At 35.5% G+C, this 21,817-nt stretch carries 19 protein-coding genes, 1 other RNA gene and 1 pseudogene; 2 read left to right on the top strand and 19 right to left on the bottom strand.

Going from position 1 to position 21,817, the window contains the following annotated elements:
* Window positions 1-169: 169 nt before the first annotated feature.
* From ACFVRR_RS06105 to ACFVRR_RS06070, 8 genes and pseudogenes are all read right to left on the bottom strand, one after another.
* The gene (locus ACFVRR_RS06105) at window positions 170-1,288 is read right to left on the bottom strand and encodes a Ger(x)C family spore germination C-terminal domain-containing protein (RefSeq protein ID WP_387325849.1); all 1,119 of its coding nucleotides are present in this window, start codon (window positions 1,286-1,288) and stop codon (window positions 170-172) included.
* Window positions 1,285-2,382: a GerAB/ArcD/ProY family transporter gene (locus ACFVRR_RS06100; RefSeq protein ID WP_387325846.1), complete on the bottom strand. Its 1,098-nt coding sequence runs from the start codon at window positions 2,380-2,382 to the stop codon at window positions 1,285-1,287. Before ACFVRR_RS06100 ends, ACFVRR_RS06105 begins: the two co-directional genes overlap by 4 nt.
* Before the next feature lie 6 nt (window positions 2,383-2,388).
* Window positions 2,389-3,819, bottom strand: coding sequence for a spore germination protein (locus ACFVRR_RS06095; protein WP_387325843.1), 1,431 nt, complete (start codon window positions 3,817-3,819; stop codon window positions 2,389-2,391).
* Between the two features lie 596 nt (window positions 3,820-4,415).
* Window positions 4,416-4,781: pseudogene (locus ACFVRR_RS06090) on the bottom strand (nucleoside hydrolase); the annotation flags it as partial.
* A gap of 247 nt (window positions 4,782-5,028) precedes the next feature.
* Window positions 5,029-5,386: a transfer-messenger RNA gene (gene ssrA, locus ACFVRR_RS06085) on the bottom strand.
* 213 nt (window positions 5,387-5,599) lie between these two features.
* Window positions 5,600-6,067 (bottom strand): SsrA-binding protein SmpB, encoded by a 468-nt coding sequence (smpB, locus tag ACFVRR_RS06080; RefSeq protein ID WP_097973496.1) that lies wholly within the window; start codon window positions 6,065-6,067, stop codon window positions 5,600-5,602.
* A gap of 94 nt (window positions 6,068-6,161) precedes the next feature.
* Window positions 6,162-8,618, bottom strand: a complete 2,457-nt coding sequence (gene rnr / locus ACFVRR_RS06075; RefSeq protein WP_387325840.1) for a ribonuclease R — start codon at window positions 8,616-8,618, stop codon at window positions 6,162-6,164.
* A 65-nt stretch (window positions 8,619-8,683) separates the two neighbouring features.
* Window positions 8,684-9,424 (bottom strand): alpha/beta hydrolase, encoded by a 741-nt coding sequence (locus ACFVRR_RS06070; RefSeq protein ID WP_335477086.1) that lies wholly within the window; start codon window positions 9,422-9,424, stop codon window positions 8,684-8,686.
* Between the two features lie 276 nt (window positions 9,425-9,700).
* Between ACFVRR_RS06070 and ACFVRR_RS06065 the strand changes: the two genes are divergently transcribed.
* A complete protein-coding gene (locus ACFVRR_RS06065) occupies window positions 9,701-10,192 on the top strand; it encodes a DinB family protein (protein ID WP_098233456.1) in 492 nt (163 codons plus the stop codon).
* Window positions 10,193-10,354: 162 nt separating this feature from the next.
* On the opposite strand, the gene secG is transcribed toward ACFVRR_RS06065, so the two are convergent.
* The 3 genes from secG to ACFVRR_RS06050 all read right to left on the bottom strand — a co-directional run bounded on the left by secG (window position 10,355) and on the right by ACFVRR_RS06050 (window position 11,816).
* A complete protein-coding gene (gene secG, locus ACFVRR_RS06060; protein ID WP_025569105.1) occupies window positions 10,355-10,588 on the bottom strand; it encodes a preprotein translocase subunit SecG in 234 nt (77 codons plus the stop codon).
* An 84-nt stretch (window positions 10,589-10,672) separates the two neighbouring features.
* The gene (locus ACFVRR_RS06055) at window positions 10,673-11,602 is read right to left on the bottom strand and encodes an alpha/beta fold hydrolase (RefSeq protein ID WP_387325835.1); all 930 of its coding nucleotides are present in this window, start codon (window positions 11,600-11,602) and stop codon (window positions 10,673-10,675) included.
* Window positions 11,595-11,816 carry a hypothetical protein gene (locus ACFVRR_RS06050; protein ID WP_098565796.1) on the bottom strand — a complete coding sequence of 74 codons (222 nt, stop codon included), beginning with the start codon at window positions 11,814-11,816 and terminating at the stop codon, window positions 11,595-11,597. Before ACFVRR_RS06050 ends, ACFVRR_RS06055 begins: the two co-directional genes overlap by 8 nt.
* Before the next feature lie 206 nt (window positions 11,817-12,022).
* On the opposite strand from ACFVRR_RS06050, the gene ACFVRR_RS06045 reads away from it, so the two are divergent.
* Window positions 12,023-12,583, top strand: a complete 561-nt coding sequence (locus tag ACFVRR_RS06045; protein WP_387325833.1) for a DUF2238 domain-containing protein — start codon at window positions 12,023-12,025, stop codon at window positions 12,581-12,583.
* A 96-nt stretch (window positions 12,584-12,679) separates the two neighbouring features.
* Here the strand turns inward: ACFVRR_RS06045 and ACFVRR_RS06040 are convergent, their stop codons facing one another.
* The 8 genes from ACFVRR_RS06040 to ACFVRR_RS06005 all read right to left on the bottom strand — a co-directional run bounded on the left by ACFVRR_RS06040 (window position 12,680) and on the right by ACFVRR_RS06005 (window position 21,815).
* Complete coding sequence (locus ACFVRR_RS06040) at window positions 12,680-13,930, bottom strand: MFS transporter (RefSeq protein ID WP_387325831.1); 1,251 nt, start codon at window positions 13,928-13,930, stop codon at window positions 12,680-12,682.
* A 231-nt stretch (window positions 13,931-14,161) separates the two neighbouring features.
* A complete protein-coding gene (gene eno, locus ACFVRR_RS06035; protein WP_387325828.1) occupies window positions 14,162-15,457 on the bottom strand; it encodes a phosphopyruvate hydratase in 1,296 nt (431 codons plus the stop codon).
* Between the two features lie 64 nt (window positions 15,458-15,521).
* Complete coding sequence (gene gpmI / locus ACFVRR_RS06030; protein WP_387325825.1) at window positions 15,522-17,054, bottom strand: 2,3-bisphosphoglycerate-independent phosphoglycerate mutase; 1,533 nt, start codon at window positions 17,052-17,054, stop codon at window positions 15,522-15,524.
* On the bottom strand, window positions 17,054-17,809 hold the full coding sequence (tpiA, locus tag ACFVRR_RS06025) for a triose-phosphate isomerase (RefSeq protein WP_387325822.1): 756 nt from the start codon (window positions 17,807-17,809) through the stop codon (window positions 17,054-17,056). Before tpiA ends, gpmI begins: the two co-directional genes overlap by 1 nt.
* Window positions 17,810-17,887: 78 nt before the next feature.
* Window positions 17,888-19,069: a phosphoglycerate kinase gene (locus ACFVRR_RS06020; RefSeq protein WP_387325819.1), complete on the bottom strand. Its 1,182-nt coding sequence runs from the start codon at window positions 19,067-19,069 to the stop codon at window positions 17,888-17,890.
* A 242-nt stretch (window positions 19,070-19,311) separates the two neighbouring features.
* Window positions 19,312-20,319: a type I glyceraldehyde-3-phosphate dehydrogenase gene (gene gap / locus ACFVRR_RS06015; RefSeq protein ID WP_097973513.1), complete on the bottom strand. Its 1,008-nt coding sequence runs from the start codon at window positions 20,317-20,319 to the stop codon at window positions 19,312-19,314.
* Window positions 20,320-20,360: 41 nt separating this feature from the next.
* The gene (locus tag ACFVRR_RS06010) at window positions 20,361-21,389 is read right to left on the bottom strand and encodes a sugar-binding transcriptional regulator (RefSeq protein ID WP_387325816.1); all 1,029 of its coding nucleotides are present in this window, start codon (window positions 21,387-21,389) and stop codon (window positions 20,361-20,363) included.
* 192 nt (window positions 21,390-21,581) lie between these two features.
* Complete coding sequence (locus ACFVRR_RS06005) at window positions 21,582-21,815, bottom strand: glutaredoxin family protein (protein ID WP_097973595.1); 234 nt, start codon at window positions 21,813-21,815, stop codon at window positions 21,582-21,584.
* Between the last annotated feature and the right edge of the window lie 2 nt (window positions 21,816-21,817).

Below are 21,817 nucleotides of genomic sequence, written 5' to 3'. Positions count from 1 at the left end.
AGTATCGTTTTAAGGCAATTAATTTCTCCTTTATCGTAAATTAAGTCATAAAAATGCACCTCCAAATATTAGACGGTGTCTAACACTTGGGGTGCACTTCATTTTTGTGAGGTTTTACTATTCATGTGTGCTTTGTTTGTAACCCAAATTACCTGAAGATCGGGGAAATTTACATTCGATCAACATTTAAGATATGTACCTTGAAATGTGGCTTGATCTGCATTTTAGGATAGTCCTTTTCCCAATTTATATTTTTCCAAGTTTTTGGGTGAAACGCCTTAATCCTTTCACCTATTCCAAGTAAATCACAATTCGCTTTTTGCATGATTTGAATGGTCTCTAACGCTTTTTTGTCTAATTGTTTACCTAGTTCTTTTTCGGTTTTATTCACATATTTTGCATCAAGTTGGTGATATGATTTTCCTAATTTGATGACAACGATTTCGATGTTAGCATTGAGATTCACTTTTGGTGGTCTTTTTGATTGCGGGATCACACGAATCGTTGAGGTTCCTTTTTTAAATGAAAAGCTGTAACTTCGATAAGCGTTCTTTTCTTCGCTAACTTTCTCTAATTTACCACTATATCGTTGTCTTCCATTTGCTTTTCCGGTAAGTAACCTAATCATACTCAATTGTTCTTTATTAAGTTCTACTTCTGTATCCTTCCCGTGTTTAAATAATAGTGCACCAACTAATTCTGTACCTTTCTCATTTTGTTTCATAACTGGAATCGCAAAATTTGATAATTCGTCTTCTTTTGATTGTAATAATTGCATCATCGTCACACTATTAATGATATTATTTTTATCTAATTCCCTGTTAAACCTAAAAAAATTACCAGTGAATTTTCCATTCTGTTTTGGAGTGGTCTTTAAAAATGTTAATAAGTCCCCTTGGAATATTACAACGGGTGCGTTAATAGACGCATACGGTGCATGTAATAAAAAATTAAGTTGTAAAATTGGATCTTTTTTCACAAAAGATTCACTCATCAAATAAATCCCTGTGTTGATCCCTAAAAAAGGCGCTTGATCGATATACTGCCCTTGCGTAACGGCTTCAACAACATTCGGTCCTTTTAATTCAATCGTCTCACCAATTGGTTCACCTGAACCTGGACCAGTACTTTTTATGTTGGTGATGACATAATCTAATTCGATTTCACGATTCTTTTCATTCCAATCGAATCCTGCTATATCGACAAATTGTAAATTTCTTAAAGGTAAGCGATCCCAACAGCCTGTTAAAAGTGGCAACAACAACAGTAAAATGACAACTTTTCTCATCCTTTCGCCACCTTTTCACGTAGAATCGAACCAAACAATAGTGCTGTTGGTATCACGACGATCACGATGAAAGAAAAAACATTGTGAACATCGGAATAACGAAAAATTCGTTGTCTATCAACGAAAAAGCAAGAAATGACGAAGCCTAAACCTGCGATCAGCCAAACCAATAAAGAATGACGATTGATTTCTTTTTTTCGTATATTTGCGACATACCGTGCAGACAAAAATAAGTACGTATAGACGGTTGCCGTTGTGACAGATAACCAAATCGTAATGAAGACGATATCTAAACTTTGCACGACAGGCCACCTGAATTTGCGTAAAATGAACACCATTGGTTCTGTAATGGTATCAATTTGTTTTTCGCTAAAATTATACGTGACGATGACGGTTATCAACACATAAAAGAATGTCGTAATACCGTTTGCCGCAGACATTGCAAAAAATATCTCAATCTTTTTTTTACACTGTACAAATGGAAAAACGTATAAAAGTAATTCGAATCCAGTATACGCCCAAAATGTTGGAACCGAGTCCTTTAAGACTGCCACGATTCCATGTGTGCCAATTGGTAAGAGGTGAAGCCAACTCCCTTTACCCATTCCACTTATGGTGATAATGAACGCACAAATAACGATCATGGTGAGTACGGATTGTGAGACGGTCGAAATACTTCTTAAAGACGATGATGCGGTATAGGCTGCCATCATAAACGAAAAACCGACAAGTACGATCCAAGGTGTTTCATACAACACCCACCGATGAAGGATATCTGCAAAAGTAATCACAACAATGATACAATTCTGTGCGCAAAAAAGGGCAAGCAAAAAGTTTAACATAACACCAATAGGTCTTCCAACAATCTGATAGAGATACTGCTGAAATGTTAATGTAGGATAACGCTTACCAAGTCGATAAATCACAAGTATCACTAATTGTGAAAACACACCTCCAACCAAAACAGACATCCATGCATCATGTCCTGTATGGCGAGATTCGGCGTACGGGATAGACAATACGTGTGCACCAATTTGCGTTGTAATCACAAGGCATATTAGTTGGTTAATTGAAATCTTTTTTAGATGGATCATTGTCAACTACCCCTTTGGATTATTTAGTCTCGTCAGATCTTTTGCGACACTTTCTAATGGCCGTTTTTTTAGACGTTTGATTGGTGCTCTAAATAGGGTATCTTTTATCGCATCTTTGGTAAACCACGCATAAAAATAGGGAATACCAATCGTGTGAATCCGAGCTAAATGTGTTAATAACAAAAAGAAGCTAATCTCTATCCCGATTAATCCAAAAATAGACGCCATCACTAAGAAGGGATAAGTCATGATTCGTGCGACATTACTCATTTCGTATGAAGGAATAATAAATGAACATACACCCGTGAGCGCAGTAACAACGACCATCATATTTGAAATCAGATTCGTTTGAACAACGACTGTCCCAATGACAATTCCACCAACTACTCCAATTGATTGACCGATTGGACTTGGTAGTCGAACGGTTGCTTCGCGTAAGATTTCGAGCGTAACAAGCATGATTAACGCTTCTAAAATCGGAGGTAAAGCAACCAATTGCATGGAACTTTTAAGTGACAAGGCAATTTCAAATGGAATAATCCGTGGATCGAATGTGACGAGCGCTACATACAGTCCTGGTAATGAAACGGCAAAGATGAAACAAAAAACCCGAAGGAAACGAAACGTACTTCCGACGATCCAACCAACCTGATAATCATCTGGTGTTTGAAAAAAGGACCAAAATGAAACCGGAAGGATCACGCTTTCCGGTGACCCATCTGTTAAAATGGCTATTTTCCCATCCATTAGATAAGAACGGATACGGTCTGTCCGTTCAGAAATGAGAAATTTCGGTAAGAGGGAAAATTGTTCATCATTTATTAATTCCTGAACAAAACCAGGTGACTCGACATAATCGATCTCAATACTGGCGATTTTTTTCTCCAATTCCATTAAGACGACTTCGTTCGCCAATGAATGCAGGTATAAAACGGCCACTTTTGTATTCGAACGACGCCCAAGTGTGTAACTTTTTACGATCAAATCTGGTGTTTCCACTAATTTGCGTAACATGTTTACATTTGTATCGATATTTTCATTTAGTGCCTTATGAGAACCACGTAAAACACGTTCATTCATTGGAATGGAAACGGACCGATCACTTGTAAGTTCAGTGTCTAATAAATAACAAATGGTTTCACCATTTTTTTGAACCACCGTTTTTCCTGCGACTAGTGCTTTTAATACGTCTGATAACCATTCAGTTTCTTGATAATTTAGAATGCTGACCGCTTCACGAACACTCGTGTACTGGCTATGAAGCAACGGGCGGATGATGTGTTCTTGCACGACAGATAAGTCAATCATCGTATCTAAGTAGTAAAGACGGTACCACTCTTCACCAACTCGAACATCACTTGTTTTAAAATCGGAGGTATGACGTAACATCTCTCTGAGTTTTTTTTCGTTTAAATCTAGAAGTGATTCTGTTTTCATGAAGAACCTCCTATTCAAAAGTTATGTTTATTTTTCCATTTCTTTTGTTTTCCTTACTAAGTAATGAATGTTAATTTTGGAGAAAAATACCAAATGTTTGTATTGATGTTCTATTTATCATGAACAAATCTTAACTGGGGAAGTTGATAAAACAACAGTAAAGATACAAAAAAAGGAACGAAAAGCAGAAACACTGATGCTTTTCGTTCCTTTTTTATCAATTTGGGCCAGAATACCGAGTTCAAACCTGATCAATGATTGCATGCTATGCTTTCTTCATGGTTGGCTAACGCATGCGTTTGTTGAATAGCACGAATAAAGAGCGCTCTTATGTATTTGTTTTTATCAATTGTTTTAGCGTCCTTCTTATGTTATCTTCTTCAAATGATGGAACTATTGTTGGAGGTATTATACATTTTAGAGCAAGAAATTCTTGTAAATTTATAAAGTCATTTATCAACTGTAACTTAAGTTCTTTAAAAAAATAAACGCCGAACCCATGATTAATGGTGTTGGCGTTTATTTTTAATACTTCATATTTTATGATTTTTCTTTTTTAACCCTTTAAGCTAGTTAAATCGTTTCTTTAAAAATGTATTAATAATATCAGTCTTAAATAATTCATAATCGAACTGAAAAGCTACACCATGCATTTTGAAATTTGGATCTGGCTTTGCACGTAAGTCAACAATACTTTGACCAAACCCATCACCCTGCACCTCTGGAAAAGTCTTAATACCTATACCAGTTAGTGGGATTGATGCTCCTAGAAATACAGGAATCTCTTTTCTTCCAGTAATGTATTTTAAATAATTTATATTCCACATAGCCTTTTCTCTTGTTACATTTCCATAATTAGCAACAATTCCCACCAATTCAATATCATTACGAAATAATATATATAAAATCGTAAAGGCGTCATCAATACCTAAATCTGTAAAAAGGAGAACTTGTTTCATTATATATTTCCTCCTTATATAAAATTGACAAGTTCTTTTAATTTTTTGATTACGCTCTTAAATTTTATGAGAAATATAAATTCATCATTACAAAATAAATACAAATCTGGGGAAATCTTGATAAAAACATCAGATCTGTTATTGCTGGAAATGGCTGATTCGATTTAGTATATATTAGGTCTAGCATTATTAATTTTTGGAGTACACTTTTATGCTTTAAAACACAAAAAAACCACCAAACAGTATGTATTGGTGGAGACGGTGGGAGTCGAACCCACGTCCAAGAATATCGGCACTTAAGCTTCTACGAGCGTAGTCACTGTATTAGAATTTCGCATACCATTTGGCCCAATGACAGGCTTCCTGATAGCTAGTCTGGTTAATCTCTTCCTTTCCCCTCAGACGGTGAGGTCCGGCGTAGCCCACTAATGAGTGAACCCCTCTAAGCTATGCACATGGGCGATACACAGGAGGAGCCTTTAGTGCAATTAAGCAGCTAAAGAGAAATTGTTGTTTTTGCCAGTTATTGGCTTTTGCGTTTTAACGAGGCCGACCCCTCGACTCGCAACTTAAGCTCGAACTACCCCTGTCGAATCCGTAACGTCCCCATATAAAATGCTCCCAGAACTTATTCAGATCTGTTCGCTATGAGTGACTTACGAAGCATAAAGCAAAGGCTTCATAATTTATAAAAACTGCACATCGTGCAATTTGTGTTGCTGATTAACTTACAAACTTATTATAGCATATCCATCTCAAGTTGCAATTAACAATTGTTTCTAAAAGAAAAACAGAATTCCAGCGCTTCAACATTTATCCAATTAGGTTCTTTGACGATCCCTGAATGCACGTTCTACTTCACGTTTTGCTTCTTTTTTCTTTAAATCATCACGCTTATCATATTGCTTCTTACCTTTACCTAATCCAAGTAATAGCTTAGCATAGCCATTTTTTAAATAGATTTTTAAAGGTACTAACGTATAACCGGTTTCCTTTGTATAACCAATTAACTTTACGATTTCTCTATTATGTAGTAGTAATTTTCTAGTTCGTAATGGCTCATGATTATAACGATTTCCCTGTTCATATGGACTAATATGCATATTATGAAGCCATACTTCTCCACCTTGAACTCGTGCAAAGGAATCCTTTAGATTAGCTTTTCCAGCACGTAATGATTTTATTTCAGTACCTTGTAAAACGATACCTGTTTCATACGTTTCTTCAATAAAGTAATCATGATACGCTTTTTTATTTTGAGCAATTACTTTCCCTTCACCTTTTGGCATAAATAACACCTCTCTATCTTTACTTATTTTACCATAATATTACCTAAAATAGTCAATAAAGCAGTGGACAAGATGTCCACTGCCTTTATGATTACTATCGCTTTTTATTACCTTTTGCTACTTTTTCATAAAAAGGTTTGTTCTTTTTGCTCTTGCTTTTGCTTTTCGTTGGATTAAAACGATCATCGCGTTTATTTCTCGATGATTTAGCGCCACGTCCGCTTTCTTTCTCTTCATTTCGTGGTGAACTATCTCCTCGTGGACTATCTCCTCGTCTTCCGCGAGAACGATCACTGCGAGAGCTGTCTCCATTTCGATCTGATGAAGAACCTCTTCCGCGTCCACCTCGTCCTCTACCACCACCAGAGCCACCGCCAAGATTAACCGGTCCTCTACCGCCGCTTCTACGAGGTTTGTTCGACTTCATGCCAACAATTTCAAAATCGATTGCACGTTCTTCTTTATTAACATTAACTACTCGAACAGATACTTCATCACCAATCCTGAATATTTTCCCTGTTCTTTCACCAATCATCGCGTAAGTACGTTCGTCATAGTTATAATAGTCATCTGATAAATCAGCAACTCGAACTAATCCTTCAATTGTATTTGGCAGTTCAATAAACATACCGAAATTTGTTACAGAGCTGATAATCCCTTCATACTCTTCACCAATTTTATCAAGCATGTACTCTGCTTTTTTCAAATCATCAGTTTCTCTTTCTGCTTCAACTGAGCGACGCTCCATATTGGATGCATGTTCGGCGATTGCAGGTAATTTATCATCCCACTCACGTTTTGTCTCACTATCCATTTTTCCTTCGATTAAATATTTACGAATTAATCGATGAACAATTAAATCCGGATATCGACGAATCGGTGATGTGAAATGAGTATAATACTCCGCTGCTAATCCGAAATGGCCAAGATTATCAGCCTCGTATTTCGCTTGTTTCATTGAACGAAGCATAACTGTTGAAATGACTGTCTCTTCTGGTTGCCCATGAACCATATCTAGAACTTGTTGCAACGCTCTCGGGTGAATTTCATTTCCAGCACCTTTTACTGTATAACCAAATGATGCAATAAATTCAAAGAATCGTTGTAACTTTTCTTCTTTTGGATCCTCATGAACACGATACATAAATGGTACATTTAGCCAATGAAAATGCTCAGCAACTGTTTCATTCGCTACTAGCATAAATTCTTCAATTAGTTTTTCTGCAGTTGAGCGCTCACGAATGACGATATCAGTTGGATGACCATCTTCATCAACTAATACTTTTGATTCTTTAAAATCAAAATCGATTGCCCCACGAGTCATACGTCTATTACGTAATATTTTCGCTAACTTAGCCATTTCCTCAAACATTGGGACTAATGGTTCGTAACGTTCACGTAATTCAGCATCTTGCTCATCTAATAGTTTATTTACATCGCTATAGGTCATTCGTTCAGTTGTTTTTATAATACTTTCAAAAATTTCATGCTTAACTACTTCACCTCTTTGGTCAATTTCCATTTCACATGAAAGTGTAAATCGATTTACTTTTGGATTTAATGAACAAATTCCATTGGATAAACGATGCGGAATCATCGGTATAACTCGGTCAACCAAGTAAATACTTGTTCCACGATCGTGTGCTTCTTGATCAATCGGTGAGTTATCCGTCACATAGTATGAGACGTCTGCAATATGTACCCCTAACTTGTAATGACCATTTTCAAGCGCTGTTACTGTAACGGCATCATCTAAGTCCTTTGCATCTGCTCCATCGATCGTTACAATTTGTTCATCACGAAGATCGCGACGAGTACCAATAGCTGATTCATCAATCTCATCCGGTACAGCATTTGCTTGATCCATTACTTCCTTAGGGAATTCCTGAGGTAAATCAAACTTATGAATAACCGATAAAATATCGACACCAGGATCATTTTTATGTCCTAGTACCTGGACTACAATACCCTCTGCATTTTTCCCATTCTCAGGAAACTGAGTAAGTTCTACAACAACTTTATGACCTTCTACAGCACCTTGAGAATTGCTCTTTGTTACAAAAATGTCACTTCCGAATCGTTTATCATCAGGAATAACGAAACCGAAACTTTTCTGAGCTTGGTATGTACCTACCATTTTCGTTTGACCACGCTCAACAATTTTTACAATTGTCCCTTCTCTACGTGCATCACTTTTTTCTTTTGTAATACGAGCTAAAACGATGTCTCCATGTAATGCGCCATTTAAATCTGACGGTGGAATAAAAACATCTTCTGCCCCTGCTTCTTCTGGAATGACAAACGCAAAGCCTTTAGCATGGCCCGTTAATTTACCTCTAACTAAATTAGATTGATCAGGTAAACTATATTTATTATTTCGAGAACGTACAATATAACCCTCATCTTCTAAAATAACGAGCGTTTTTACTACTTCCCGAAAGTCACTTGCATCAGTCAACTCCATAGCCTCTTCTATCCCTTGGATATTTAAAGGCTTATAATGTTCACTTTTCATCAATTCCAATAATTTTTCTTTCCATTGTTGATTCATACTTTCCCTCCTTTTTCTAACTGTTAAAGGGTATTTAGTTTAAGTTTGTCCAGAAAGATTTCATTCTACCATTCCAATTCATTAAGAAATGCTAGCACATCTTCATGTAATATGTCTTTTTCCTGTCCAAGCGTAATAACATGTGTTGAATTTTCGTACCACTTTAATTTTTTCTGATCAGATTGCACTTCATTATAAATAATATTTGCGCTGTCAGTATTAATCATCTCGTCTACAGTAGATTGTACGACAAACGTTGGTGCATATACTGTATCAACATTTTCACGCACTTCCTTAATCAAACCCTGAAGAGCTTTTAATGTATTCATCGGAGTTTTTTTAAACTCTTCCATTTCTACTTCAATTTGTTCAGGAGATTTCCCTTCACGCTTCTTAAACTCTCTTGTGTAAGCTAAAACTCCTTCATACATAATTTCTTCACTTTTTATGTACATTGGCGAACACATTGTGACAATACCGTTCAAAGGAACAGTATAACCTAGCTTTAATGCAAATACTCCTCCTAAAGATAGACCTACCGCTGCAATTTTTTGATGTCCCTTATCCTTTAGTAATTGATAGGCTTCCATTACATCCTTCCACCAGTCCTCTGGTCCAGTATGAACAAGCTCATCTGGTGGTACACCATGTCCTTTATAGTGCGGCGCATGACATGTATATCCTTGCTTTTCTAAAAAACGGCCAAGCATTCGAACATCCGCAGAATGTCCTGTAAATCCATGTAATAATAAAACTGCTCGATCTCCACCTTCAAACGTAAATGGCTTCGGCATTGTTACTCTCATATATACTCACTCCAAAACTTTTCTATCCATTTTTCTTTCGTTACTCTTATATTATCTTTAAATGATTTTGTTTATTTAAATTAATAATCGATATCTTCAATATAAATAATTAATAATAATATTCAACTAATTTTACGTAAAGAAATTGTTCTTTTATTTTACCTTTCAATTGAAGAATTTACCAATAAACAGTTTTTTTAATTAACTAGTTATGATTTAATGAAAGGTGTGGTAATAATAAAGTTGGTCATTTAACCAACAAAAGGAGGATACGTTATGTTTAATAATGTTGAAGAATTTATTACTGAATGGAAAATGGAAGAAGCAAACACAATCAAATTACTAAATGCTATGACAGATGAATCACTAGATCAATCAATTGGTGAAGATTTTAGCTCTTTGGGAGAATTAGCTTGGCATATAACTACAGCAATTAAAGCGATCATTTCACAATCAGGATTACAATTCGAAGCATCTATGAGCAAAGAAGAAATGCCTGCAACTGCGAAAGAAATTACTGAAAAATATGCAGAAGCTAGTAAAGCTATGATTGAAGCAGCTCAAAAAGAATGGAAAGAAAAAGATTTAAATCAAATCATTAACGCTTTTGGATTCCTTGAAATGCCGATCCATGCATTACTTCGCATGGCCATTTCACATCAAACGCATCACCGTGGCCAAATGACGGTACTTATGAGACAAGCAGGATTAGCTATTCCTGGAATGTACGGTCCAAGTAAAGAAGAATGGGCTGCAATGAAAGGTTAATATTTAAGATTTTGTCTACATACTAAAATACAGCCAAAAAACTTGGCTGTATTTTTTATGCCAAATCATTAAGAGTAATTTCTATGAACCTCTGTATTCCTGAGGTTCTATTTATTACGATTTTAGCAAAATAAAAAGCCACCCTTTTAGGTAGCTTGTTTATTACAGTTTAAAATATGTTACAGCAATCGTTAGAATGAAGAATAAAACTGCTACAACAACTGTTATTCTTTGTAAAACTAGTTCAAAACCACGAGCTTTTTGCTTGCCAAACAGTTGCTCAGCACCACCAGATATCGCTCCTGATAGGCCGTTACTTTTACTAGATTGAAGTAAAACTAAAACAATCATAAGTACTGAAACAATAATTAAAAGTACAGATAAAAACGTATGCATTTCTTCACCTCCACAGTAAAGTACTGTTACTTCCTATTCTACTATGAAGAATACTATACTTCAATATGAGAGTACAACACTTATTTAATGAATTAAGATTGTTTCTTCTATCCAAGTTTTTACATCTTGATGAACTTCATCTTTATTTGTTTCATGAAGCATCTCATGACGACCTTCTTCATATAATTTCAGTTTTATATTTGTACATCCAATATCTTTATATTGCTCATAAACCTTCTTTACACCCACACCATTTTGACCGACTGGATCTTTATCTCCAGAAAATATATAAATTGGCAATGAAGTTGGTGTCTTCTTTATTTCCTCTTTACGATGAATAATTCCGATTCCTTTCAACAGTTCGCGATAATAACTTGAAGAACAAATAAATCCACAAAATGGATCTTTTATATAACGATCAATTTCAGCTTCATCTCTTGTTAACCAATCATATTTTGTTTTAGGAAACTTAAAATGATTATTGAAGTTTCCAAAAGTTAAAAAGTCTAAAATTTTACTTCTCTTATTGGCACCAATCAAAAATGCCTCTGCACTTGAAATAAAGACGCCTAATTTTCTAAGTATTCCTGGATCGTATCCGGTTCCAGAAATAATTAGCCCATCGTATAGTCCTCCGTTTAATTGAACTACTCGTCTGCTCAAATAAGATCCCATACTATGTCCAAATAGAATTAAAGGAATATCTTTTATTTCTTTTCTAATCATCTTACTTATAAAAATGATATCTTTAGCAACTTCATCCCAGCCAATTTCTTCACCAAAAAAACCTAAATCATCTTCAATCGCAGCTGTTTTGCCATGACCTCTTTGATCATGAATAAACACTGCAAACTGATTATGAACTAAATATTCAATAAATTTATCATAAGCTCCACCATGCTCTGCCATTCCATGTACAATTTGAATCACAGCAATTGGTTCAGCAGGAATATATTTTCGCAAATAGATTTTTGTTCGATCCTTCGCCGAAATTAATCCTTCCCAATTATTCATTTTTATGCCCCTTCATCTCATATGTTGTAAAAGATACTAATAAGAAAAAACAAGTGAAATAGATTATTTCTAATCGTATGTATTTAAATGTAAATTCATCACCTAATAATCTCCAAAAAACAATTACTATTGAAAGTATAACAATAATAAATGGAAGTAAATATGTTTTTATAGTATACCAAATATAATCTTTTAAGTATGCGAAAAAGTTCATAATTATCCTCCCTACTAATTGCCACTCATATCCATAATTCAATACTAATTTAGATTTCCTTATTCTCCATGCTAATTTTTAACAATTTTTCATCAATTTGATGAACTTTTTATGTCAAAGTTAAGCTATTTTTTTGGATTTTAATTAAACATGTTTTGTTTCGATGTTTGAATTGGGATAAAAACAGAATGAATGGGGGATTCGAAATGAAAAGAGGCATTCAAACAATTTTAAGCATTGTCTTTGCAATTGTAATGCTTGTCTTGTTCGTCATTTTCTTCATGAAAGACGATTCTTATCGGTATCCAATCGCACTAGGTGGCTTCATTAGTGCACTCGTGCCGCTCATATTAGATAAGTTTTTTAAAAATCGATTTACATTTCCGTTTATTCTCTCTTATTTTGCTTTTTTAATAGGGTCCCTATGTCTTGGTTCAATGCTTAGTTTTTATAGTTTAGGCTGGTGGGATACGTTTTTACATTTTCTAAGCGGCACGCTAGTCGCGTTTTTAGCAATTGATTTAATGGGAAAATTGACAACCAAACAGTCTCGGAGTGAAATGTCAGCTGGATTCATTTTTCTATTTGTATTTGCATTTGGAGTATTTTGTGGAGCCTTATGGGAAATTTGGGAATTTAGTAGCGACCTTTTTTTTGGAACAAATACTCAAGGCGGAGGTAATTTTGATACGATGACAGATCTAATCGCAGACTCAATTGGAGCACTCATTATCGCAATTGGATTTGCTAGAAGGTCGAAAAAATAAAAGTATTTTATTGGATAATATGAAACTATTAAATAAAAATTAGTAGTTACAATAAAAAAACCTGATTACTCTAAATGAATAATCAGGTTTCATATTTTATGATTTCACTTCAACTACGACATGTTTCATAATCTTGAACATTGGCACCATAATGATGATCCCAATAACGAATAATAATGCTGAAACTTGATAAATAGAGATTAAAGAAAAATGCTCCTTTAAAATCCCTGCCAAGCTCATAGTAATGACCATAGCTCCCATAAATAATGGTGTTAAAATACCGTTAACCCTACCCACAAACTTTTCATCAGTATTTTTTAAGATGATTGTATTAATACCAATATGCAATGCGGGCATAAATAGTCCGATAAAGAATTCAGCAACAAGCGTTAACCAGAACATCTCCGACCAACCTATTACAAATATTCCAATCGCATTGACCGCCATACCGATTAATAATAAAACATGTGGTGCCAGCTTATTCGATATGACCATTATTAGGCCACCACCTATAATCATAGCGGCCCCATTTGCAGCGAAGATCCATTGTAAATATTCCTTATCTAATCCTAGTCGCTCAGTTACTAAAAAAATAGCTAGTGGATGAATAAGACCTATACCTAATCCTGCTGCTGCAAATACTCCACCTAAATAGACGAGAATTTTTCGAGACCAAACGTATTGGAAGCCTAACTTCATCTCCTCCAATAATGATGTTGTATGTTCTGCCTTTTCTTCTTCTTCATCTTTAGGTAATCTTGTTAATACTAAAGCTGACATAAGAAAAGCAACACCTACAATTCCCATCGAAACATGCATTCCAGCTTGTTGAAATACGAATGTACCTATTACTGGACCTAAAATCATAAAGACTGCCATCATCGTTTGAAATATGGACATACCTGCTTGCATTTGCTCACCTGGTACATGAACTTTAAATAATTTCATATTAGAGGGCTGAGAAAACTGGGACAAGATTGCTGAAACTAATGTAGCAAAAAAGATAAACTTCCAAGTTCCGTATAATAGTGCTAACAGAATTACAAATATCGATACAGCACTCAACAGATCGCACCAAATCATTGTACGCTTTGGTTTCCAACGATCGGCAAAAGTTCCACCGATAAAAGAAAAAATAAAAATCGGCGCAAATTCAGCAACTGAAATCAGTGACACGGCTGTTGCATCACCATTAGTCTTTTCCACGACAAATAATAAGATTGCAAAATTACGAATCCAAATACCAACTTGAATAAACAAACCTGCTGAAAGAATCGTCTGGATAAAAGGATTTTTTAACAAAGAAGCCATTGAAGGATTTGAAGCTGTTGAAGTAGTTTTAGACATTTTTTCCCCTCTCTTATTTCAATTACATTTCTCCGCACAAGAACTAATGTTCGCGTATTCTTATTTTAACATTAGGATTCTTTAATAATCAATCCCAATTATTGCTAATTACAATATTATTTCAACCAAAACATTTTATGCTCAAAAAAAAAGAGAAGGTGACGATCCTTCTCTTTTTAACGTGTCTATAATGGATTATGTTTTTTGTTAATGCACTTAGTTTTGATTAAATTATTTTCTTAAGTTGTAGAAAGATTTTAATCCTTGGTATACTGCGCTTTCGCCTAACTCGTCTTGAATACGTAATAATTGGTTGTATTTAGCAATACGGTCTGTACGAGAAGCAGAACCTGTTTTAATTTGACCAGCATTTGTAGCAACTGCGATATCAGCGATTGTGCTATCTTCAGTTTCACCAGAACGGTGAGAAACTACTGCTGTGTAACCTGCACGTTTAGCCATTTCGATTGCATCGAAAGTTTCAGTTAATGTACCGATTTGGTTAACTTTGATTAGGATTGAGTTAGAGATACCTTTTTCAATACCTTCAGCTAATTTTTTAGTGTTTGTAACGAATAAATCGTCACCTACTAATTGTACTCGGCTACCTAAACGTTCTGTTAATAATTTGTGACCATCCCAGTCATTTTCATCTAAACCATCTTCAATTGAAAGGATTGGGAAATCATTGCAAAGTTGCTCGTAGAAATCAACCATTTCAGCAGAAGATACGCCTGTGCGTCCTTCGCCTGCAAGATCGTATTTACCAGTTTCTTTGTTGTAGAATTCTGAAGAAGCAACGTCCATTCCTAAGAATACTTGCTCTCCAGCTTTATAACCAGATTTATCAATTGCTTCCATGATTACTTCTAAAGCTTCACGGTTTGAACCAAGGTTTGGAGCGAATCCACCTTCATCACCTACAGCTGTGTTTAGACCTTTGTCATGTAATACAGCTTTAAGGTTGTGGAAAATTTCAGTACCCATACGAATTGCTTCTTTAAAGCTATCAGCACCTACAGGTAAGATCATGAATTCTTGGAAGTCTACGTTATTATCAGCATGAGAACCACCGTTGATGATGTTCATCATTGGAACTGGTAATTGTTTCGCATTAAATCCACCAAGGTATTGGTATAATGGTAAACCTAATTCATCAGCTGCAGCACGAGCTACTGCCATAGATACACCTAGGATTGCGTTAGCACCTAATTTACCTTTGTTTTCAGTACCATCTAACTCAATCATACGACGGTCGATTGAAACTTGATCAGTTACTTCGAATCCAACGATTTCTTCAGCTAAAACGTCATTAACGTTAGCAACAGCTTTCTCAACACCTTTACCAAGGTAACGAGATTTGTCTCCATCACGTAATTCAACAGCTTCATATTCACCAGTTGAAGCACCACTTGGTACTAGTGCACGGCCAAAGCCACCATCTTCTGTATAAACTTCTACTTCAACAGTAGGGTTACCACGAGAATCTAATACTTCGCGAGCATAAACATCAATAATCATTGACATAATAAAATCTCTCCTTTTGTTGCGTTATACGCATAATTAATAACTTTTTATATTAACTGTTCACTTATTTAATAAGTGATTTACCAGTCATTTCTTTTGGTAGTTCTACTTTTAATAAATCAAGAACAGTTGGAGCTAAATCACCTAAAATACCATCTTCACGTAACGTAATACCTTCTTCAGTAACAATTACTGGTACAGGGTTCGTCGTGTGAGCTGTCATAGGTTCACCCTCAGGTGTAATTTCTTCATCAGCATTTCCATGGTCAGCAGTAATGATTGCTTTTCCACCTTTAGCTAGAATTGCATCAACTACTTCTCCTAAACATTCATCAACCGCTTCAATTGCTTTAATTGTCGGCTCAAGTTTTCCTGAATGTCCTACCATATCTGGATTTGCAAAGTTTAAGATGATTACATCATGCTTGTCTGCAGCAATTTCTTTTAGTAATGCATCTTTTACTTCATAAGCGCTCATTTCAGGTTGCAAATCGTAGGTTGCAACTTTTGGCGAGTTAATTAAAATACGTTCTTCACCTGGGAATTGTGCTTCACGGCCTCCACTAAAGAAAAATGTAACATGTGGATACTTTTCCGTTTCAGCAATTCGTAATTGTTTCAAATTATTTTGAGCAAGAACTTCACCTAATGTGTTATCCAAATTAGTTGGTTTAAATGCAACATAACCTTGTACTGTTTCACTAAAATGTGTTAAGCAAACGAAATGAACATTTTTCGGGAACTTACTTCCACGATCAAAGTCACGGAAATCATCGTTTGTAAATACATTTGAAATTTGAATTGCACGGTCAGGTCGGAAGTTGTAGAAGATGATTGAATCATCATCACTTATTGTTGCAACTGGAGTACCATCTTCTTTTACCATTACAGAAGGTAAAACGAATTCATCATGGATACCATTCGCATACGAGTCTTCAATTAATTCATACGGACTTGTATAAGTTGGTCCTTCTCCATATACCATTGCACAATAGCATTTTTCTACACGATCCCATCGTTTGTCACGGTCCATGGAATAATAACGGCCAGAAATTGTTGCAAATTCTCCGACACCATATTCTTTAAACTTTGCTTCTGTTTGATCGATATATTTTTTAGCTGTAGTCGGACCAACATCTCGTCCATCAAGGAAAGCATGTAAATATACTTTTTTCATGCCTTCTTCAGCAGCTAATTTTAATAAAGCAAACATGTGGTTAATATGGCTGTGAATACCGCCATCAGACAGTAAACCGAAAATATGTAATGCTTTATCTTTTTCTTTTGCGCTTTTAATTGCATCGGTGAAAGTATCATTTTTTTCGAATTCGCCTTCACGAATTGCCTTATTTACACGCGTTAAGCTTTGATAAACAATTCGTCCAGCTCCGATATTTAAATGACCTACTTCAGAATTACCCATTTGTCCTTCAGGTAAACCTACTTCTTCACCGCTAGCAGTTAATTGCGCATGAGGATATTTATTCCAATATCTATCATAATTTGGTTTCTTCGCTTGTGCAACAGCATTTCCAAATGTTTCATCGCGCAAACCAAATCCATCTAAGATAATTAACGCTACTGGTTGTTTACTCATTACTTAACAGCCTCCAATAATGCAAGGAAAGAAGCTGGTTCTAAACTTGCTCCACCTACTAACGCACCGTCGATATCAGGTTGAGCCATATATTCTTTAATGTTTTCAGGCTTTACACTACCGCCATATTGTACACGTACAGATTCTGCAACAGTTTCGTCATAAAGACTTACTACAACATCACGAACAAATTTACATGAATCTTGAGCATCTTTTTCTGTAGCAGATTTCCCTGTTCCAATTGCCCAGATTGGTTCATATGCAATTACTAAATTCTTTACTTGCTCATCTGTAAGACCTGCAAGATCAGCTGTTAATTGAGTACGAATAACTTCCTCAAATTTACCGCCTTCACGTTCTTCAAGCGTTTCTCCGCAACAAAGAATTGGTGTAAGACCGTGTTCGAAAGCTTTTTTTGTTTTACTATTAATAAACTCATCTGTTTCGCCATAATACTCACGACGTTCAGAATGTCCGATAATCGCATAAGTTACACCTAAATCTTTAAGTGCTACTGGGCTAATTTCTCCAGTATAAGCGCCACTATCTTTATCACTTACATTTTGAGAACCAATTTTTAATTCAGTTCCTTTTGTACCGTATAACATTGGTGCAATAAATAATGCAGGGGCACAAACTGCTGAATCTACTGTTTCAGATGATGGAATGCTATTTTTTACTTCTTCAACAAAAGTCATCGCTTCGTTAAGCGTCTTATTCATTTTCCAGTTACCTGCGATAATTGGTTTACGCATGAGAAACACCTTCCTACAATTGGTAAGATATAACATCTTACTCTATTTCAATTACTAAATATTGTAAAGCTATAAGACTTATTTATCGTTTAATAATGCTACTCCAGGAAGCTCTTTACCTTCCATAAATTCTAATGAAGCACCGCCACCAGTAGAAATATGGCTCATTTTATCTGCTAAGCCGAATTTTTCAGCAGCAGCTGCTGAGTCTCCTCCACCGATAATTGAGTAAGCATCTGAATCTGCTAATGCTTGTGCTACTCCTTTTGTACCTTGTGCAAATTTATCGATTTCAAACACACCCATAGGTCCATTCCAAATGACTAATTTAGAGCTCTTAATTACATCTGCATAAAGAGCAGTTGTTTTTGGACCAATATCAAGAGCTTGCCAATCTGCAGGAATGCTATCAATATCAACTTCCTGAGTATTAGCATCTTCACCGAATTTGTCAGCAATAATTGCATCAATTGGCATATAGAATTTAACGCCTTTAGCTTCTGCTTTTTGTATAAATTCATTTGCTAAATCAATTTTATCTTCTTCTAAAAGAGATTGACCGATTTCATAGCCTTTAGCTTTTAAGAAAGTATAAGCTAGTCCGCCACCAATAATTAAGTTATCTACTTTTTCTAATAAGTTTTCTATTACGCCAATTTTATCTCGAACTTTCGCTCCACCGATAATAGCTGTAAATGGACGCTCTGGATTAGAAAGTGCTTTACCTAAAACATTAATTTCTTTTTCCATTAAGAACCCTGCTACAGCTGGGATATGTTTAGCAATACCAGCAGTTGTAGCATGTGCACGGTGTGCTGCACCAAAAGCATCGTTTACATATACATCAGCTAAAGAAGCAAATTCTTTTGCTAGAGCTTCATCATTTTTCTCTTCGCCTGGGTAGAAACGAACGTTTTCTAATAATAAAACATCGCCTTCGTTCATTTTGCTGATTTCTTCTTGAACTTTAGGTCCGAATGCTTCATCAGCTTTAATAACGTTTTTACCTAATTTTTCACTTAAACGTGTTGCAACTGCATTTAAACGCATGTCTTCATTTACTTGTCCTTTTGGACGTCCTAAGTGAGATGCTAAAATAACTTTTGCTCCGTTTTCTATTAAATACTGAATCGTAGGAAGAGCAGCACGAATACGAGTATCATCTGTAACTTCTCCATTTGCCATTGGTACGTTAAAATCTACACGGCAAAATACGCGTTTTCCTTTTACATCAATGTCATGTAATGACTTTTTGTTCATAGTAGGTGCCTCCAGTATTGTTTTTATTCATCCATTTTCAATCCCACTGGTCGATCCGTCTCATATAAAGTCGTATCTATTCTGTGATATTGTCACCGCAATTTTAACAGATTATGTATATCAATTGGAATTTATTTCTAGAGTATTTTTTAATATTGTGTTGGATTAGTGACAAAAGAGGATTTTTTCAAACAAAAGAGGGGAGGAAAATCCCCTCGCCCTCATATTAATTTTTATTAAAATTATAGACCTTTTGAAGCGATGTGAGCTACTAAGTCAACTACACGAGTTGAGTAACCAGTTTCATTATCGTACCAAGAAAGGATTTTAACCATGTTGCCTTCCATAGTCATTGTAGATAATGCATCGATTGTAGATGAGTTTGTGCAACCGTTATAGTCGATTGATACTAGTGGCTCTTCAGAGTATCCTAAGATACCTTTTAATTCGCCTTCAGAAGCAGCTTTAAATGCAGCATTTACTTCTTCAGCAGTAACTTCAGCATTTAATTCTACTACTAAGTCAACTAAAGATACGTTAGCAGTTGGTACACGTACAGCACCACCGTTTAATTTACCTTTTAATTGAGGTAATACTAATGAAACTGCTTTAGCAGCACCAGTAGTTGTTGGGATCATGCTCATTGCAGCAGCACGTGCACGACGTAAATCTTTGTGTGGTAAATCTAGAATTTGTTGGTCATTTGTGTAAGAGTGAACAGTTGTCATCATACCACGTTTGATACCGAATTTTTCGTCTAATACTTTAGCAAATGGAGCTAAACAGTTAGTTGTACAAGAAGCATTAGAAATTACATTGTGGCTAGCTGCATCGTATTTGTCATCATTTACACCCATTACGATCGTGATATCTTCATTAGAAGCTGGTGCAGAGATGATTACTTTTTTAACTGATCCACCTAAGTGTTTTTCAGCGTCTTTTTTATCTGTGAAACGACCAGTAGATTCTACTACAACTTCTACTCCGTAATCGCTCCAAGGTAAAACTGCTGGGTCACGCTCTGCAATTACTTTAATTTCGCTTCCGTTTACAACGATTGAATCGCCGTTAACTGCTACTTCAGCGTTTACTGAACCGTGAACTGAATCATATTTTAATAAGTGAGCTAAAGTTTTAGCGTCTGTTAAGTCATTAATTGCTACAACCTCTACGTTTGGGTTGTTTAAAGCTGCGCGGAAAACCATACGTCCGATACGTCCAAATCCATTAATACCAATTTTAGTTGCCATTTTTAATTTCCTCCTTTTAATAGGTAGAAGCTTTTTTTATTTTAAAGGGTACATCCTTTAATTAACTCTTTTGCTGCTCCTTCGTCTGTGACGAGGATGTTTACATGACCTTTCTTTAAGAAAGATGCCATTGCTTTTGCTTTAGAAGATCCTCCAGCTACTCCCAGTACATAAGGTATCTTCTCCAATTCATTCAGTTGTAAACCAATTGTTCTTACTCTGTAAACAACTTCACCATTTTCATTAAAGTAATATCCAAATGCCTCTCCTACAGCTTCAGATTCAGTTAAGATTTCTAACTGTTCTGATGAAGACTGTCTTCGTTTTGCCATCGTAAATGCATCTCCAATGCCATGAACGACAATTGAAGAAGATCGAATTAAATTAAGAACCTCTTTTACTCTTGGTTCTTCCATCATTGTTAGATAGGCTTCTTCACTAAGTTCATCTGGCAAGTGAAGTAATCGATAATTACCTTTTGCCATTTCTGCCATTTTTGCACAAATCGTATTTGCTTGATTTCTTACTTCTTCACCTAAACCGCCACGCGCTGGTACAAACAAGGTATTTAGATCTTTAGAGTCATCATTCATCATTTCAGCTACGGCAGCTAGAGTGGAACCACCAGTAACAGCAACAATATTATTTGTTTCTAGCCTTTGGTTTATACAACCAACAGCAGCTCGACCCATCTCCTTTTTTACCCAGTCCAGCTCGTCACTATCGCCTGAAACAACGATTACTTCTTTAAGATTAAATGTTTCCTTAAGCAAGTCTTCGATATTTTTCAAACCGAACAGTTCACGCATTGGTTCTTCTAGGTCTAGAAGTAAGCTTAGTCCTTCATCCGTTAATGTCATGCCAGAAGATGCAACATTAATCAGTCTTTGCTCTTTTAATAAAGCAACTTCTGATCTAAGTACTCTTTCTGTTAACCCTACACTTGCAGACAAGTTTCTACGACCAATCGGTTGCATAATTCGTATATATTGTAGGATTTGAAATCTTTTTTGGATAACAGGTATTAGATCAGGTAATAATTTTTGTTGTAGCTTTAAAACTTGGTTCATTTTCATCTCCTCTTTCACAGAGTATTCACCTGGGTCTTAATGTGTCCCACTATGACATATTATGTCCCACTTGTTTTAAAAAAATTACAGCGTTTTTCAACGTTGTTTTTTTGAACAAGATTTACTCCAGAAGTGAAATAACCCTGCTACATTTACATTGTAACAGGGTCAATCATTTCTTTCAACTGATAACTACCCATTTATGGCATTTAATATGTCAATTTTATGAATTTTTCCGTATGCAACTGTTTCCCCATTCATTTGAATAACAGGGATCATTAGTTGAAATTCCTCTAATAATGCGTCATCAGAATAAATATCAATTTCATTTATTTCGATTTCATATTCAGATTGAACCAAACGAATTGCATCTTTTGCTTCTTCGCATAATCCACAATTCTCTTTTGTAAATAAAGTTAACTTAATCG

The sequence above is a fragment of the Gottfriedia sp. NPDC057948 genome (genome assembly GCF_042887255.1).
Lineage (GTDB): Bacteria > Bacillota > Bacilli > Bacillales > Bacillaceae_G > Gottfriedia.
Note: the sequence above shows the minus strand (reverse complement) of the source record. Positions and strands in the feature narration are given on the sequence as shown.